At 65.8% G+C, this 16,249-nt stretch carries 13 protein-coding genes; 8 read left to right on the top strand and 5 right to left on the bottom strand.

Annotation, left to right across the window (positions count from 1 at the left end; genetic code table 11):
* Positions 1 to 8 precede the first annotated feature (8 nt).
* Both KF785_05300 and KF785_05295 read left to right on the top strand, forming a co-directional pair.
* Positions 9 to 1,424, top strand: a complete 1,416-nt coding sequence (locus KF785_05300; protein MBX3146165.1) for an amidohydrolase family protein — start codon at positions 9 to 11, stop codon at positions 1,422 to 1,424.
* Positions 1,421 to 3,484, top strand: coding sequence for a peptidylprolyl isomerase (locus tag KF785_05295; GenBank protein MBX3146164.1), 2,064 nt, complete (start codon positions 1,421 to 1,423; stop codon positions 3,482 to 3,484). Before KF785_05300 ends, KF785_05295 begins: the two co-directional genes overlap by 4 nt.
* A gap of 12 nt (positions 3,485 to 3,496) precedes the next feature.
* Here KF785_05295 and KF785_05290 read toward each other — a convergent pair whose 3' ends face one another.
* Entirely contained in the window at positions 3,497 to 3,910 is a 414-nt protein-coding gene (locus KF785_05290) for a hypothetical protein (protein ID MBX3146163.1), read from the bottom strand.
* 79 nt (positions 3,911 to 3,989) lie between these two features.
* Positions 3,990 to 4,925, bottom strand: a complete 936-nt coding sequence (gene coaA, locus KF785_05285; protein MBX3146162.1) for a type I pantothenate kinase — start codon at positions 4,923 to 4,925, stop codon at positions 3,990 to 3,992.
* A gap of 123 nt (positions 4,926 to 5,048) precedes the next feature.
* On the opposite strand from coaA, the gene KF785_05280 reads away from it, so the two are divergent.
* From KF785_05280 to KF785_05265, 4 genes are all read left to right on the top strand, one after another.
* On the top strand, positions 5,049 to 5,741 hold the full coding sequence (locus tag KF785_05280; GenBank protein ID MBX3146161.1) for an SDR family NAD(P)-dependent oxidoreductase: 693 nt from the start codon (positions 5,049 to 5,051) through the stop codon (positions 5,739 to 5,741).
* Complete coding sequence (locus tag KF785_05275; GenBank protein MBX3146160.1) at positions 5,738 to 6,505, top strand: glucose 1-dehydrogenase; 768 nt, start codon at positions 5,738 to 5,740, stop codon at positions 6,503 to 6,505. Before KF785_05280 ends, KF785_05275 begins: the two co-directional genes overlap by 4 nt.
* A gap of 296 nt (positions 6,506 to 6,801) precedes the next feature.
* Entirely contained in the window at positions 6,802 to 8,229 is a 1,428-nt protein-coding gene (locus tag KF785_05270) for an MATE family efflux transporter (protein ID MBX3146159.1), read from the top strand.
* Positions 8,230 to 8,371: 142 nt separating this feature from the next.
* Positions 8,372 to 10,642, top strand: coding sequence for a S9 family peptidase (locus KF785_05265; GenBank protein ID MBX3146158.1), 2,271 nt, complete (start codon positions 8,372 to 8,374; stop codon positions 10,640 to 10,642).
* Here KF785_05265 and rho read toward each other — a convergent pair.
* Positions 10,620 to 11,732 (bottom strand): transcription termination factor Rho, encoded by a 1,113-nt coding sequence (gene rho, locus KF785_05260; protein MBX3146157.1) that lies wholly within the window; start codon positions 11,730 to 11,732, stop codon positions 10,620 to 10,622. The genes KF785_05265 and rho overlap by 23 nt on opposite strands.
* Positions 11,733 to 11,861: 129 nt before the next feature.
* On the opposite strand from rho, the gene KF785_05255 reads away from it, so the two are divergent.
* Positions 11,862 to 12,437: a hypothetical protein gene (locus KF785_05255; protein ID MBX3146156.1), complete on the top strand. Its 576-nt coding sequence runs from the start codon at positions 11,862 to 11,864 to the stop codon at positions 12,435 to 12,437.
* Positions 12,438 to 12,446: 9 nt separating this feature from the next.
* On the opposite strand, the gene KF785_05250 is transcribed toward KF785_05255, so the two are convergent.
* Together KF785_05250 and KF785_05245 are read right to left on the bottom strand one after the other, a co-directional pair.
* Positions 12,447 to 12,920: a nuclear transport factor 2 family protein gene (locus KF785_05250; GenBank protein MBX3146155.1), complete on the bottom strand. Its 474-nt coding sequence runs from the start codon at positions 12,918 to 12,920 to the stop codon at positions 12,447 to 12,449.
* Positions 12,917 to 14,455: a DUF4403 family protein gene (locus KF785_05245; protein MBX3146154.1), complete on the bottom strand. Its 1,539-nt coding sequence runs from the start codon at positions 14,453 to 14,455 to the stop codon at positions 12,917 to 12,919. The genes KF785_05250 and KF785_05245 overlap by 4 nt, the downstream gene beginning before the upstream one ends.
* A 109-nt stretch (positions 14,456 to 14,564) precedes the next feature.
* Between KF785_05245 and KF785_05240 the strand changes: the two genes are divergently transcribed.
* The gene (locus tag KF785_05240) at positions 14,565 to 16,238 is read left to right on the top strand and encodes an amidohydrolase (GenBank protein ID MBX3146153.1); all 1,674 of its coding nucleotides are present in this window, start codon (positions 14,565 to 14,567) and stop codon (positions 16,236 to 16,238) included.
* Positions 16,239 to 16,249: the final 11 nt, after the last annotated feature.

The raw sequence follows: 16,249 nt of genomic DNA, 5'->3' as shown, positions 1-16,249 counted from the left end.
GGGTTCCGATGTTCGCAGTTCGCCTGATTGCCTGCCTCACGATCTTCGCCAGCGTGGCAAACGCCCAGCCGCGGCCTGTCTTCTCGTCGCTGGTGCGCGAGTTCATCGTCGAAGATGCCCCGGTAATCGCTCTCCGCGGTGTCCGGGTCGTCGACGGTACCGGATCCGCTGCGCGAGAGAATCAGACGATCGTGATTCGGGACGGACAGATCGCCGCGGTGGGTCGTACCGGCGAGGTCGCGATTCCGGCCGGGGCCAAGGTGCACGACCTGGCGGGCACAACGGTCATCCCTGGCCTGGTCGACCTGCACGGTCACCAGTACTTCAATTCGTCTGCCGGCCTCGCCCAGATGCCTGTGACCGCCCCGCGACTGTACCTCGGCCTGGGTGTCACCACCATCCGGACGGCTGGAGGGCAGATGCCGTACGATGAGATCAACACCAAGCGCGACATCGACCGCGGCTTGGCTCCCGGTCCCCGGATGCACATCAGCGGACCCTATCTCGACGGTCCCGGGGCCGGCCCGGCGCGCAGCCGGCGGCTCGAGACCGCCGATGAAGCTCGCCGGGTCATCAGCTACTGGGCGTCCGAAGGCGCCACCTGGCTCAAGTTCTCGGGCAACGTTTCGCGCGAAGTACTGGGCGCCGCGATCGAGGAAGCTCATCGCAACGGCATGGGCGTCACCGGCCATCTCTGCTCGGTCAGCTTCCGGGAAGCGGCGGCGCTCGGCATCAACAATCTGGAGCACGGATTCATTACCAACAGCGACTACGTTCCAAACCGGCAGCCCGATCGATGCTCTCCTGATAACATGAGGCATCAGGTCACCGTCGATGTCGAAAGTGCCGCCGTCGATTCCACCATCCGGGACCTGCTGGCCCACAGCGTGTCGCTGACGTCGACGCTTGCTGTGTATGAGCTGTTCGTTCCCGGGCGTGCCCGGCTGAGCCAGCCGGCTCGGGCTGCACTGTCGCCGCGAGTCCGGGATTCCGTCGAGGCGGCGATCCAGCAGGTCAACTCGGGGCAGGGCTTTGTGCCGCCGCTCCTGTTCCAGAAGATGATGCAGTTCGAGCGTCGCTGGGTCGCGGCAGGTGGACTTCTGGCCGCCGGTGTCGATCCGTGGGGCAACGGTATGCTGCCGGGCTACGGCAGTCACCGCAACTTCGAACTACTGGTCGAAGCGGGGTTCAGCCCCGAAATGGCGATTCGCATCGTCACCGCCAACGGTGCTACGGTGCTGCGAGAAGCCGATCAGTACGGAACGATCGAGGCCGGTAAACGGGCGGATCTGGTGGTGCTGGATCGGAACCCGATGGCCGATCCGACCGCGCTCGGCAGCGTACGCTGGGTCTTCCGCGACGGGGTCGGCTACGACAGCGCCAAGCTGGTTGCCTCGGTTGCAGGACAGGTTGGCGTGCGATGACCGCCGCCCGGGGGGTCCTGCTGCTCGCGGTGCTGGCAGCGCCAGGCGGCCTTGCCGCGCAAGAGCCCTCGCGGCAGGCAATGCTGTCAGCCGAAGACCGGCGCAGCATGGCCGAAGCAGATCTGGCTCCCCTGTTGAACGGGCTTCGAAGCCCGAACGAAGCCGTGGCGGTGGCGGCACTGCGCGGACTCGGACGGTTCGAACGCGGTACCCTGGTGGCGCGGGTGGTTCCGGCGCTCGATGACTCGAGGCCTCTGGTGCGCATCGAGGCAATCTGGGCTCTGGGACAACTGGGCCAGGACAGTGCCGCCGCGCCAACAGTGGCCACCATCCTCCTCGATCGGCTCGCCCTGAATACGGACCTCAGCGTCCAGGCTGCCCTCGCCAGATCGCTGGCACGTTTGCCGCTCCGTGATCCGGTGCTACGCAGCCGGATCTCCGATGCGCTCGACGGGCTGCTGCGTCAGGACGGCCCCGCCGATTACGTGCTCGAGGTGACCCGGGCCGCCGAGTCGTTTGCGCGACTGGCAGGACGCGGCGCCGGGCAACGACCGGCGACGATTGCCAGACTGGAAGCGTTGACCGCATACCACGGACCAACGGCAGCTCCGGCAATCCGTCGAGCCGCTGCGCAAACACTGCTTCATGCCGGCGCCCGAAATCCAACGGTGCTGTCGCTCCTGGCCCTCGACGTCGATCCCGGGGTGCGGCGGCTGGCGACGTTGTGGGCGGCCGACAGCGCGGCCATCGACGATCAGCGCGGCCTGCTGCTGCGCCTGATGGCGGATCCGGCCACGATGGTTCGGATCGAGGCCGTCCGCAGCTGGAGCCGTCAGCGGCGCGCCCTCGATTGCGCCCCGCTGCTGGCCGCGGCGCGCGATCCCGAACTGTCCGTTGCTCTCGAGGCCATCGGGGCCATCGATGCGAGCTGTCCTGATCGCGCCGCTGTGGCACAGCTGCTGGGCACGCTGGTCGACTCACTGGTCGCGGCCGATCGTGCTGCCGGCCCTCTGGCCTGGCACCGCGGCGCGAGGGCCCTGCTTTCGCTCGCTGCGCTCGATCCGGATCGGGCAGGCCAGGCCGTCCCGACGATGGCCCGCTCGAGCCGTTGGCACCTGCGGATGTACGCCGCGCGGGCGGCAACATCACTTAAGGACGAGACGCTGCTGCGGGCGCTCGCCGCCGATGAGCACGATAACGTCCGTGAGGCCGCGATCACCGCGCTCGTCGCTGTTGCCGGGCCTGCGGCTGACTCGATCTATCGCGCCCAGTTGGGCCGTCCCGACTATCAGCTGGTTCAGACCGCCGCGCGGGCACTGGCAGGCAGTCCGGCACCCCGGGCCACGGTCGACGCCGCGCTCGCTGCGCTGCGTCGGATCTCGGCCGAAGGAAAGGACACCTCGAGAGACCCGCGAGTGGCACTGATGGATCGGCTGAATGAACTGGGGCAACCGGCCGATAGCGCAGCGTTGCGGCCGTACCTCACCGACTTCGACCCCGTCATCGCCGAGCGGGCCGCGGCCATTCTGACACGGTGGTCGGGCCGTACCGTTGCGGCCAACCCGGCCCGCGCGGCGCCCGCGCCGGTGTCGGTTGCCGCAGCCGACGCGCTCAGGGGTGCCCGGCTGCGCATCACCATGATGGGAGCTGCCGGCCGCTCTGAGCAGTTCGAGGTCACCCTGTATCCCGAGCTGGCGCCCGCCACCGTACTGCGCATCGTCACACGCGCCCGGGAAGGCTACTACGATGGCCTCACGTTCCACCGAATCGTGCCGAACTTCGTGATTCAGGGTGGCAGCCCGGGCGCCAACGAATATGTTGGCGACGGCCCCTACATGCGGGATGAAGTCAGCGCGACCTCGCACGAACGCGGCACCCTTGGCATCTCGACCCGCGGGCGCGATACCGGCGATGCCCAGATCTTCGTCAATCTGGTCGACAATCTGCGGCTCGATTTCAACTACACGGTCTGGGGACGCGTGACCGACGGAATGGACGTCGTCGACCGGATTGCGGAGGGCGACGTGATGCGGCGGGTCGAGGTGCTCTCGACCCGCTGACCCGCCAATCGGCTAGTTTTTCGTCAGGGCGAAGTTTCCACCAGCTGCGTAACTGCCGCCCTGCTTTGCCTCCAGCGTGCCGGTGAGCCGAGTGCCGTCCTCGCTCATGGTGGCCACAAAGGTGACATCGAACTCGCCGTAGGTCTGCCGCCAGGTCACCTTGTCACCAACGACAGAAACGTCCGTCGGCTCGCCCGGGGTGGGGACGTCGCCGCTCAGTTCGACCTTGACCGCCCATTCGGCTGGCTTGCTGATGACGAGTGACATCGGACCCGATGGTCCATCGGTGGTGTAGTTCCCGGTCCAGGTACCCACCAGCTTCGGATTGCTGGCCGCGACCGCAACCGTGGCCGATTGGGCTACCAGTACAGGAACGACAAGGCCGCTCGTCGCGATGGCGGCGGCGGTAAGTAGAACGACTCGCATGGCACCCCCTCCAAGTTTGGGCTCGAACAGGTCAAGTACGGTACCCCCGCCCTCCCGGTTTCAGCCAGGAACGACCTGTTCACAGTTGACGGAGCTTGACTCCCCGCACCTCGTGTGAAGGCCCCTTCTCCAGGATCAGGTGGGCCCTTTCCTTGGTGGGCTCGATATTGTCCCGGAGGTTCTGGCCGTTGATTTCGTCCCAGACCCGATTGGCGTAGGCAATCGCGTCCGGCTCCGCCATCTCTGCGTACCGCCGAAAGAAGGACTTGGGGTCGCGGAAGGCGGTTTCCCTGAGGCGACGGAACCGGCCGAGAAACCACTGGCGGATCGCCTCCTCGTCGGCATCCACATAGATCGAGAAATCGAAGAAGTCGGAGACGAAGGGCCGGTCCCGATCGGCTCCGCGGCCGTCGCCGCCCTGGAGGACGTTGAGCCCTTCGAGAATCAGGACGTCAGGCTGATCAACGACCTGGACCCCACCTTCCACCACGTCGTACACGAGATGCGAATAGACCGGCGCGGCCACCTCGCGGACCCCGGCTTTGACGTCCGCGACGAACTGAACCAGGCGTCGGACGTCGTAGCTTTCGGGGAATCCCTTGCGATGCATCAGTCCGCGCTCCTCGAGCACCGCATTCGGGTAGAGGAACCCGTCCGTCGTGACGAGGTCGACCGTCGGGTGGTCGGGCCACCGGGCCAGCAGCGCGCGCATGACCCGGGCCGTGGTGCTTTTGCCGACCGCGACACTGCCCGCGATACCGATCACGTACGGTGGCCGGCCTGCCGTGCGTCCCAGGAAAACATCGGTAACGCGCGCCAGGTCTCGAGAGGCTGCAACGTGCAGGTTGAGGAATCGCGAGAGCGGCAGGTAGACCTCTTCGACCTCGACCATCGAGAGAGCCTCGTTGGTGCCTCGCAACTCGGCAAGGTCGGGCTCCGCGAGGGTCATCGGCGTATTGAACCGCAGCGCGGCCCAGTCCTCTCGGGAAAAGCTGGTGTAGGTCGAGAATGCCAAAGATGGCTCACGATGAAGGAGATGGCAGGATCCACGAAACCTGCCTAAACTAACGCCGGCATCGGTAGCGATCGACCCGACCCGTTGCAGCTGCCGTCGGCGCCCCTCCATCCTGAGCATTCTATGGACCTGGCCCATCGAGTCTGCCTGGTAACCGGCGCCTCCTCCCTGGTGGGGCGGGCCATTTGCCGTCGTCTGGCCCGACAGGGAGTTCATCTCGTCGCCACCGACGTTGCCGGCGAGAGCGCCGAGGCGCTGGTCGCGGAGCTGGGCGGGGTGGCCTTCCGGTCCGACCTGCGGGAGCCGCGTGATGCCACCGCCCTGGTCGCCCACGTCGAGCAGCGCGTCGGGCCAATCGACCTGGTCTGCTGGAACGCGCCTGCCATCGAGCCCGGTGGCATCGACCTTCCCGATGCGGCCTGGCGGGACGAGCTGAACGCCAGCTTCCTGGCCTACCTCGGCCTGACCCGCCTGGTGGTACCCGATATGATCCGGCGGGGCCAGGGCTGGCTGGTCAGCGTCGCGGCCTGGGATGCCTGGCGAGCGCCATCCGCCCCGCCCGCGACCCTGGCCGTGATCGGAGACGCGGTAGCCGCGCTGACCCGGTGGCTGGGTGACCACTACGGCGTCCGCGGCCTCCGGACCCTGGCGCTGGCACCCCCGGCTCTCGGGTCGCCTGGCGTACCAACCAAGCAGCATGGCGAGCGGCCAGTCCACCCTGATGGCGTTGCCGCCCTGTTCCTCGCTGAGCTGCAACGGGTCGCGGATGCCACCGACCTCCACCCTCGCACAACCACGGAGCCGGCACCTCTATGAGCGTTTCGATTTCTCTGGCCGGGCGCACGGCGCTGGTCACCGGCGGCGGCCGCGGGATCGGTCGCGGTATCGCCGCGGCGCTGGCCGCTGCGGGCGCGTCTGTCGTGATCGCCTCACGCAAGCGGGATGTGCTCGATGCGACCGCCGCCGCGCTTGCGCACCTGCCGGGACGGGTCGTGCCGATGGTTTGCCACGTCGGGAAGAAGGAGGATCTCGAGCGGGTGGTGGCCAGTACCGAATCGGAGGTGGGTCCGATCGATATCCTGGTCAACAACAGCGCCACCAACATCGGTCAGAACGATGATATTCTCGCGCTGACAGATGAAATGCTCGTCAAGATGGTCGAGGTCAACGTGCTGGCCGCGTTCCGCCTCGTCAACCTGGTCGCGCCGCGGATGATTGCGCGAGGTGCGCCCGGGTCGATCATCAACATCGCGTCCATTTCGGGACTCAAGCCGCAGCCGGGCGGGATGCTTTACAGCTTCACCAAGGCGGGGCTCATCATGATGACCCGCAGCTGGGCGCGCGAACTCGGCCCCAAGGGGATTCGCGTCAACGCGATCTGCCCCGGCTTGATCCAGACCGACTTCAGCGAGTACTACTGGAAGGACCCTGAACGGGCCAAGGAACTGGCTGGCGACCAGCCGCTCCATCACCTTGGTCAACCCGAAGAAGTCGCCTCGGCGGCGCTCTACCTGGCCAGCGATCAGGCCTCGTTCGTAACCGGGCATGTCATGGTGGTCGACGGCGGCGCAACGGCGTAGCCCAGGCCCGTGCTTGAGCCCACGATATTTCAGTGTTACAATAAAAGGCTGTGGCCGGCTCCAGCCGGTCCAATCTTCAGCAAGGACCGATCGATGCGGATGCGAATCGTCTCACACTGAGCGCCTTCCCGTACCGTCCCCGTTTGGTCGGGGTGGTCTCGAGGCGCTCGAATCCCAGACGAGGGACTGATCCGCGCTCGAGACCGCATTCCTTGCGACTCTTCCACTGTCCAAGCCAGCGACTCCTTGCCTGATCAGGCCCTCCGAACGGCAATCAACCGTCGATCGGATCTGCTATGACGTCCACATCAATATCGCCCTCGCCGGAGGAGGGTAAGCCCGGCTGGTGGCACACCGTCCGCGACGCTCTGTCGGGCGCGGAGGGGAAAGACTTTACCTCGGGTCCCATTCGCCCCGCGCTCCTGCTGCTGGCGATTCCGATGGTGCTCGAGGTGGCGCTCGAGTCTGTCTTCGCCGTCGTCAACATGTTCTGGGTCAACCGACTCGGTGCGGAGGCGGTGGCCATCGTCGGGCTGACCGAGGCCATGCTGAGCGTGATCTACGCACTCGGCATGGGTCTTGGCATCGGCGCTACGGCCATGGTGGCGCGGCGGATTGGCGAGAAGGACCCCGAGGCCGCCTCGCGAACGGCGGTGCAGGCCATCGTGATTGGTGTCCTGGTGTCGATCCCAATTGCGGTCGTCGGCGGTCTCTTCGCGACCGATCTACTGCGACTGATGGGGGCCAGTCCCGAGACCGCGGAGCGGGGCACCGGGTTTGCCCGGATCATGTTCATCGGCAACGCCGCGATTCTGCTGCTGTTCCTGATCAATGCGATCTTCCGTGGCGCGGGCGACGCTGCGGTCGCCATGCGCTGCCTCTGGATTGCCAACCTCTGTAATCTGGTTCTCGACCCGCTCCTCATCTTCGGGGTCGGTCCGTTTCCCGAACTCGGCGTCGAGGGTGCCGCAGTGGCCACCACGATCGGGCGCGGCATCGGCGTGCTGTACCAGCTGCATCGTCTGCGGGGCGCCGACCGCCGGTTCACCATCGAGCGCCGCCACCTGCGGATCGATCCGGCCCTGATCGTCAGGCTGTTCCGGTTGTCGAGCACGGGCATCGGTCAGATCCTGATCGGCACGGCGAGCTGGATCGGCCTGGTTCGTATCGTGGCCACCTTTGGAGCCGAGGCCGTCGCCGGATACACGATCGCGATTCGCGTGGTGCTCTTTGCGCTGCTGCCGTCGTGGGGCTTGAGCAACGCCGCCGCCACCATGGTAGGCCAGTCGCTCGGCGCCGGGAAACCGGAGCGCGCGGAGGAGGCTGTCTGGCGGGCGGGCCGTCTCAACCTCTGGTTCCTCGGCTCGCTCGGGCTCCTGTTCGTGATTGCCTCACCGGCAATCGTTGCCATCTTCACGACCGATCCCGAGGTATCACGCTACGCGGTGCTTGGCTTGCGGATCATCAGCGCCGGCTTCCCGTTCTACGCCTACGGCATGGTGATGTCCAATGCCTTCAACGGGGCCGGCGACACCCGGACGCCGACGCTGCTCAACTTCTTCTGCTTCTGGCTTTGGGAAATTCCGCTGGCGTTCATGCTTGCCAAGGTGGCCGGCTACGGCCCGACCGGAGCGTTCATCGCCATTCCGGTGGCCTTCTCGACATTCGCGTTGGTAAGTGCGATGCTCTTCAAGCGCGGCACCTGGAAGCGTCGCGCCGTCTGATTCGGCCGAGGGACCGGCATACGGGGCGGGGGTAACCCTGTCCCGCAGTCCGGCGGCAGTGTACCATGGTGCAGGTCCGGGCCGATCGCCTTCGCCATGTCGGTCGTTTCACCTGTCTCCCTCTCTGTCTGGAGTCCACGCTGTGTTTGAGTCAGGGTTTCGCGCCTCGTTGGCGCTCGGAGTGGTCGGTGCGGTTGCGACAGTCGGCGCCTTGTCGGGACAGGCCAGGCGGCCGATGACGTTCATGGACATGCAGCGAATGAATCAGGTCAACGAGACCGCGCTGTCGCCTGATGGTCGCTGGATGCTGTACACCCTGTCAGCGCCCGATTGGAAAGAGGCGCGCCGGTTCACCGATATCTGGATCGTTTCGACCGCGACCGGGACGTCGTCGGCACGCCAGTTGACCTTTACCCGCGATAAGAACGAGACCGACCCCCAATGGGCGCGGGACGGCTCGTTCTTTGTGTTCAGCTCGAATCGCGACGGTGTGGGTCCTGCTGCCCCTGCGCAGCTCTACGCCATGCGAGCCGACGGTGGCGAGGCGCGCCGGATTACGGACGCCAAAGATGGCGTGAGTCAGTTCACCTTCACCAAGGACGGCAAGCGTCTCGTCTTCGCGGCCGGCAAGGCCGACGAGCGGCAGCTCTGGTCGCTCGACGTGACTGCGCTGGCGGCCGGCCGTGAGGTTGCCCCGGTCCAACTGACGAAGCGCGCCACGCCGATCGGCTGGTGGCAGGTGGCGGATGACAGCCGCCAGATCTTCTTTGTCTCGCCTGACACGGTCGATGCGGACGGCAAGGCACGGATGGAGAAGCGCTTCGATGTCCGGATCCGGAACGAGAATCCGGCCATCCGTCACCTCTGGGTCCTCGACCTCGATGGTCATCGGGAACGCCGGCTCAGCGGCGGCCGCGATTTCAGCGTGGCCAGCGTGTCGATCTCTCCTGACGGCAAGTGGGCCGGCGTGCGCGGCTCGCCGGACGATCGTTACCGTCGGACCGTGACCGAGTCCGGAACCTACGACGATCTTTACCTCATCGAGGTCGCCAGCGGCGGGGTCGAGCGGATTACCAACAACGCCGAAGCGGGCGAGTCGAACATCCTCTTCTCGCCCGACAGTCGGTGGATGGCGTTCTCGGCGCCCAACGACTTCGTGTACGCCCGCGATCCGAAGCTCTACCTCCGCGCCACCACGGACCGTGGCGGGTCGCTGCGCAAGCTCGGCGCGGACTTCGATGGCCCGCTATCGGCGGGGTGGTGGGCTCCGGACGGCCGGTCGATCCTCTTCACGACCGGCGCCAAAGCCACCATGCATACTTTTTCTGTCGACGTTGCCTCGGGTCGGGTGTCCCAGGTCACCACCGGGGCTGCGACCGTGATGGCATCTCGTGACGAGGCCTCGGGGCTGCTTCTCGTCAGCTATACGGACCCCGTCACCGCGCCGTCGATCTACCTGGCCCGATCCGAGGCGGACCTGGCCAACCGGAATACCTGGGTCCGCCTTACCAACGTCAATCCCGAACTCGAAGCGCTCGCCCTCGGCAGCTCCGAAGAGATTACCTGGAAGTCACGCGATGGGCGGCTCATCGGCGGGGTGCTGGTCAAGCCGGTCGGGTATCAGGAAGGTCGGCGGTATCCACTGGTGGTGCAGATCCACGGGGGCCCGGCCGCGGCCGACCTGCTTCGCTTCAACACAGGCTACGGGTCGCAGGTGTATGCCGGGGCCGGCTACGCAGTTCTCCTGCCGAACTACCGAGGCTCCTCGAACTATGGTGAGCGGCACCGGATGGAGACCGCCGGCGTGGGCCGCTACTTCCGCCGCGGTTACGAGGATATCATGACCGGCGTCGATCATCTGATCGCTCAGGGTCTGGTGCACCCGGACAGTCTCGGCGCCATGGGTTGGAGTGCGGGCGGGCACTACTCCAACTGGATCATGACCCAGACCAATCGGTTCAAGGCCATCTCCAGCGGTGCCGGCACCATGAACTGGATTTCGATGTATGCGCAGAGCGATATCCAGCGGAACCGTCAGTGGTACATGGGTGGCGACCTTCCCTACGACAACTTCGAAGCGTACTGGACCGTCTCGCCGCTCCGATACATCAAGAACGCCAGGACGCCGACCCTGATCCATGTCGTCGACGGCGATCCGCGGGTGCCTCGGGCCCAGTCGGACGAGTTGCACATGGCGCTGCGCCAGCTGGGCGTGCCGGTCGAGTACTTCGTCTATCCGGGCGACACCCACGGCATCACCGCGCCGCGCAACCAGCTGGTCAAGGCGGTCTCGGAGTTCCAGTGGTTCGAAAAGTGGATTCGGGGCAAGGACTGGTTTACCTGGCGCCAGCTCCTCGAGACGCTCGAGGAGCCGGCGGCCGGCCCGGCGGTCAGCGCGCCAAACTCGCGATGAGCGAGGCGTTATCGGGGTGACGGCGCATCAGGCCCAAGGTAGTCTCGGCGGCGGCAATCGGACTCATTCCGTCCAGTTGCCGCCGCAGCGCTTTCGAAGCGGCGAGCGCGTCCTCGCCCAGCAGCAGTTCTTCCCGTCGGGTCCCGCTTGCGATCACGTCGATAGCCGGGTAGATCCGCCGGTCCGCCATGTCTCGGTTCAGCACCAGCTCACTGTTGCCGGTGCCCTTGAACTCTTCGAAGATCAACTGATCCATCCGGCTGCCCGTGTCGATCAGGGCGGTGGCAATGATGGTCAGGGATCCGCCGCCGCGCCGCGGGTCGACGTTGCGCGCGCTGCCCAGGAAGCGTTTTGGTCGCTCGAGCGACTCGGCGCCGACGCCGCCCGAGAGTGTCCGACCGCTGCCCTTGGTGACCGAGTTGTAGGCGCGCGCCAACCGGGTCAGCGAATCGACGATCAGGACGACATCCTCGCCGAACTCCACCCGCCGACGGGCCCGCTCGAGAATCAACTCCGCGCAGGCGACGTGCCGCGCGGGCGGATGGTCGAAGGTCGAGGCGATCACCTCGCCATAGCCCGTGCTCTCCATCTCGAACACCTCCTCGGGGCGTTCGTCGACCAGGAGAATGAACAGCGTAGCAGACGGGTGATTGACTGAGACTCCCTGCGCGATAGCCTGAAGTACCATTGTCTTGCCGGCCTTGGCCGGTGCCACGATCAGCGCCCGCTGACCGAGGCCAAGCGGCGACAGCAGGTCGATCACCCTGGTGGTCAGATCCGGCTGGCCTCGTCGCTGGAGCGCGCACTCCAGACGCAACAACCGGTTCGGGTGGGTCGCCGTGAGCCGATCCCATTGCGGGCGCTGCGCCGCCTCTTCCACCGGTCGTCCGTTGACTGTGCTGACTGAGGTCAGCGTGGGGCGTCCCCCACTGCTGGCGGCACCTGTGATCTCGTCGCCTGGCCGCAAGTCGAATCGACGGATGATCTGATGAGAGACGGAAACGTCGCGGTTGGTCGGCTGATAGCCGTCTTCCCTGCGACGGAGGAAGCCGCCATTTCGGCCGGCGAGATCGAGAATGCCGTGGATCACGTGAGACGCATCGGTGTCGGGAGGAAGGAGAGGATGAATCCTAACGACGTCCGGCGATTCCCGCAGCACCGGGCGGCGTCGGCGGCGCGCAGTGTATCTTGGGGATGGTCGCCATTCGGAGCCCGGGATATGAAGCGAATCGTCATCGCAGTCGGTCTGCTGTTTGGGCTGGTCGGATGTGCGGCACTGCAACAGCTGGCAGCCCTTCGCAACGTGGATTTTTCGATTGCGAGCGTGCAGAACGGCCGGCTCGCCGGGGTTGAACTCGGGCGGATCCGGGACTATTCGAGCCTGACTGCGGTCGATGCCGGTCGGATTGCCTTGGCGCTTGGTCGGCGTGAGCTCCCCTTCGAGTTCCTCGTCAACGTGCGCGCCCTGAACCCCGCTGAGAACACGGTCTCCGCACGAATGATCCGATTGGCGTGGTCGCTGCATCTCGATGATCGCGAAACGATTTCGGGCCTGCTCGATACGACCATAGTGCTGGTTCCCGGTGACCCGGGGCTGATTCCCATGCGGATGCGGCTCGACCTGCTCGAGTTCTTCGACGGCTCGGCTCAGTCGCTCGCCAACCTCGCGCTGTCGATTGCCGGGCAACAGGCCGACCCTGCCAAGGTCAGCCTGCGCGCCGTGCCCACGGTCGATACGCCGATTGGACCGATGAGCTACCCCTCGCCGGTCACGATTGTGAGTCGAACGTTCTGAAGAGCCGTGTCAGGGCGTAGGGCAGGGACGCTGCTGGGTATCCACGATGTGGAGCAGCTTCCATTCGGCGCCGACTCGAACCAGCTGATAGCTGTCGACTCCGCAATGCGATTTGGCGCCGTTGACAAAGAAGTCGTAACGTGACCAAACCACGGCAAGATTGTCCTCGACGCGCGACTCCACCTCGAAAATCTTCTCCTCGAGCTTCCGCCCGGCGGCCGAACCGATCGACCGGAGGAAGTCGTCGATACTGTTGACCCGGTAGAACGGCTGTCCTTCACGCGTGCCGGTTTGGACCACGCGCCCTTCAGGAACGAAGGTCGCGCGCATCCCAGCGGTATCCCCGCGGGCCAGGGCGTCGAACATCCGCTCGACCACGACGACCGCGGCACGCGCGTCCTCGGTCTGAGCGGAGAGGGGTGCCGCGAACGCGGCGCAGGTCAGGGCACTTGGCAGCAGGAGACGGCGAAAGATTTCGCTCATGGGGTTCTGGGTGCGACGGTTGAAGGCGCAGGGGCGGAAGCTGTCGGCGATGGCGGTTTGGGGTTCGAGTCCGGGACAGCCGCAGAGTCCTCCGGCTCGTCGAACTTGGCGAAGAACCGGTCAGTGACATGGAGCGCGGCCTGGCCGGTTGCGTGCCCCTGAAGATACAAGGCATCGCGCCGAGGCAGGATTCGGATCACGTCGGTCGAAGCGAGGGAGGCGTTCAGGTGGACGCCCTGTGTCAGCTCGCGGTTCATTCCCTGCTCCGCTAGGTCGGTCAGTCGCTGCATGGCATCGGCCGATGGGAAGGTCGCTTTGCTTCGGAGGTAATCACGGATCTGGTCGGCTTTCAGCCAGGCGAGGCCCTTGACCAGGAGCGGCGTGGTCGAAGCATCGTAGTCGAGGTCAGGTACCGACACCCGCCCGGTGGCAGGATCGTACGTGGGAGTGCCGACGAAGTAGATCAGGCCGGATGTAGTGCCGCCGAACCTGACTCCGAGGGCAAGGCGTCCGCCCCCGATTCCGAATGCGGCCAACTCCTGGATCCGGACCGTCCCGCCCGGGGTGTCGATCCGGGTGCCCGACAACTCTTCGGTCAATGAAGCGCCGATCAGGGAATACTCGAATCGGGCCTGCACCAGCAGATTGAGGCCGGTGCTCGAATCGGCCTCGCCCAGCGCGGGTAGCGGCTTGAGGGCAACGGGCGGCTTGGGGCCCGTTTCGATCTTGGGATAGGCGCTGATGCCGATGGTTCCACCCAGGATTCGGCGAGTGCCGGACAGCTGCCCCAGGCGGACCGCCTCAGGTTGAAGCAGCAGCCAGACGCTGTCGGTGAGACGAATCGGCTCCTGGATTTCGTTCCAGATCTTCTCGATCTCGCTGCGCACATCCAGCGTGGCCAGCCTGGTCGCGACTCGTGGTAGCTGGGCCCGCACGGCGCTCCGAGCGGCATCGATGACGCGCCCGGTCACGTCGAGTTTGAGAAAGGTGACTTCGCACTGATCACGCTCGGTGCGTGTTGCCGGTCCGAGGTAGCTGAGGCGCGGGCGGGCAACCAGCTGCCAGTCGCGATCGATCTGCGGACGGACCGAGATGGCCAGCCGGGCGCGGGGACGCTGCCCATCGATGCCGCAGGACCCGCTGATCTCCGGAGCAATCGGTGGTTTGAACCAGCCTCGTCCCTGGTAGTGGATCGTGGTGGCGATGTTGAAGGTGTCGCCGCTCACGGTCACACGAAACGGATCTCGACGCACCGCAAACGCAAAGCTGGCCCGGCGGTTGCCCGGAATCGGCTGTTTGCGATTGATGTTACCGAACCGGGTGGGCAGCGCCTCTTCGAGCAGTTCGATCGCGGTGTCGAGATCGACCAGCAAGGGTACGTTGACGATCGTGGGCGGCAACGGAGGAGGTGCTTCGGCCGTCGTCTCGCTGAACAGCTCGTCCGGCGGCGGCGCCATGACACGATCGCCGCCACATCCCAACAGGACGATGCCGGCGAAGCACCATGCACGTCGAACGGTCGCAAGCTGCCGCATGCGTCAATCGTATCGCCTCCGCCGCTGTTAGAACAGAGACCTTGCGGTCCTCCCATGTCGGTCAGATTTTCACCTGTCCGCGTCTCATTCCTCTGTCCGGAACTCACCCATGCGTCGCTTGTTGCTCCTTGCCGCTCTCGCCGGCTGTCAGACCGCCGAGTCGGCTGATCTGGTGCTCACCAATGGCGTGATTTACACGCTGGATACCGCGAATCCTCGGGCTGAGGCAATCGCCATCAAAGGCGATCGGATCCTTGCGGTGGGTACGGCCAGCGAAATCCGGGCCCATCGAGGCTCGGCCACGCGGGTGGTTGACCTGGGCGGCGCAGCGGTCTTCCCGGGGTGGGCCGATGCGCACTATCACCTGAGCGGTGTCGGGGAGAGGGAGATGACCCTCAACCTCGAGGGGACCGATACCAAGGAAGCGTTTCTGGCCAGGGTCAAGGAACGGGTCGAACGAACTCCTGCCGGAGAATGGGTAACCGGACGAGGTTGGATCGAGACGTTCTGGACCCCGGCGGCGTTTCCCAGCCGTCAGGATCTCGACGCGATCGCCCCCAATCACCCCGTCATCCTGAGCCGGGCCGATGGGCACGCGGCAGTCGCCAACAGCAAGGCGCTGGAACTGGCGGGTGTAACCCGCAGTACTCCGGCCCCGACCGGCGGCGCCATCAACAAGGACGCTCGCGGCGAGCCGACCGGGATGCTGATCGACGCTGCGCAACGGCTCGTCTATCGCGTGGTTCCTGCCCAGGATCCTTCGGCTCTCGACTCCGCGATCACGATTGGAGCCAGGCGGAGCGTCGAGCTGGGCTGGACCCAGGTGCAGGACGCTGGCGTCTCGTGGGCCGAACTGGGTCGGATGCGGGCCCTCTACGGTGCCGGGAAGGTCAAGCTCCGCAACTACGTGGCGATTCGTGGTCCCGGTCAGGATGCCGATTCGCTGCTCGACCGCGGGCCTAGCATCGACGAGTTCGGCGGCCGCCTGACTGTTCGCACCATCAAGGCGGCGGTCGATGGGGCGCTCGGCTCTCGGGGAGCGCTGCTGCTCGAGCCGTATAGTGACGATCGTGTTACCCGCGGACTGCTGACCACCGATACGGCTGCCTTCCGGACCATGCTGGATCGAGCCCTTCGGGCGGGTATCCAGGTCGAGACCCATGCCATCGGCGACGGTGGCAACCGTCTGGTTCTGAATGCCTACGCCAGCGCATTGGCCGCAGTGCCCGCGTCCGATCGCAAGGTGACGGAACCCCGGTTCCGGATCGAGCACGCCCAGATCGTGGACCCGGCTGACATTCCGCGCTTCAAGGAGCTGCAGGTGATTCCCTCGATGCAGCCCTCGCACGCCATCGGAGATCTGTACTTCGTCCCGGCGCGACTGGGCAGTCGGCGCCTGACCGGCGCCTACGCATGGAGGACCTTCCTGGACCTGGGCCTTCCGGTGGCGGGTGGGTCCGACGCGCCCGTCGAACGGGGCGAGCCCATGATCGAGTTCTATGCAGCGGTCGTTCGCCGCGATGTTCGTGGTAACGCGGGTCCCGATTCAGTCTGGCATCCGGAACAGAAAGTCAGCCGCGAGGAAGCGCTCAAGATGTTCACGACCTATGCGGCCTTCGCCGCGTTCGAAGAGGATAAGCGCGGCTCGATAACGCCGGGGAAGTGGGCCGATCTGACGATCCTCGACCGTGACATCATGGTCATCCCTGATCGGGACCTTCTCGGAACCCGGAACATCATGACCGTCATCGCGGGCGAGATCGTCTACGAGGCCAACAGATAAACAGTCCGCTG

The sequence above is a fragment of the Gemmatimonadales bacterium genome (genome assembly GCA_019637315.1).
GTDB lineage: Bacteria > Gemmatimonadota > Gemmatimonadetes > Gemmatimonadales > GWC2-71-9 > SHZU01.
Note: the sequence above shows the minus strand (reverse complement) of the source record. Positions and strands in the feature narration are given on the sequence as shown.

Bases quoted from the DNA above. Each gene is read 5' to 3' on its own strand.
- KF785_05240 (MBX3146153.1), top strand. From the start codon at position 14,565: ATGCGTCGCTTGTTGCTCCTTGCCGCTCTCGCCGGCTGTCAGACCGCC.
- KF785_05290 (MBX3146163.1), bottom strand. From the start codon at position 3,910: ATGCGAGTCGTTCTACTTACCGCCGCCGCCATCGCGACGAGCGGCCTT.
- KF785_05270 (MBX3146159.1), top strand. From the start codon at position 6,802: ATGACGTCCACATCAATATCGCCCTCGCCGGAGGAGGGTAAGCCCGGC.
- KF785_05295 (MBX3146164.1), top strand. From the start codon at position 1,421: ATGACCGCCGCCCGGGGGGTCCTGCTGCTCGCGGTGCTGGCAGCGCCA.
- KF785_05245 (MBX3146154.1), bottom strand. From the start codon at position 14,455: ATGCGGCAGCTTGCGACCGTTCGACGTGCATGGTGCTTCGCCGGCATC.
- KF785_05275 (MBX3146160.1), top strand. From the start codon at position 5,738: ATGAGCGTTTCGATTTCTCTGGCCGGGCGCACGGCGCTGGTCACCGGC.
- KF785_05250 (MBX3146155.1), bottom strand. From the start codon at position 12,920: ATGAGCGAAATCTTTCGCCGTCTCCTGCTGCCAAGTGCCCTGACCTGC.
- KF785_05300 (MBX3146165.1), top strand. From the start codon at position 9: ATGTTCGCAGTTCGCCTGATTGCCTGCCTCACGATCTTCGCCAGCGTG.
- KF785_05280 (MBX3146161.1), top strand. From the start codon at position 5,049: ATGGACCTGGCCCATCGAGTCTGCCTGGTAACCGGCGCCTCCTCCCTG.
- KF785_05255 (MBX3146156.1), top strand. From the start codon at position 11,862: ATGAAGCGAATCGTCATCGCAGTCGGTCTGCTGTTTGGGCTGGTCGGA.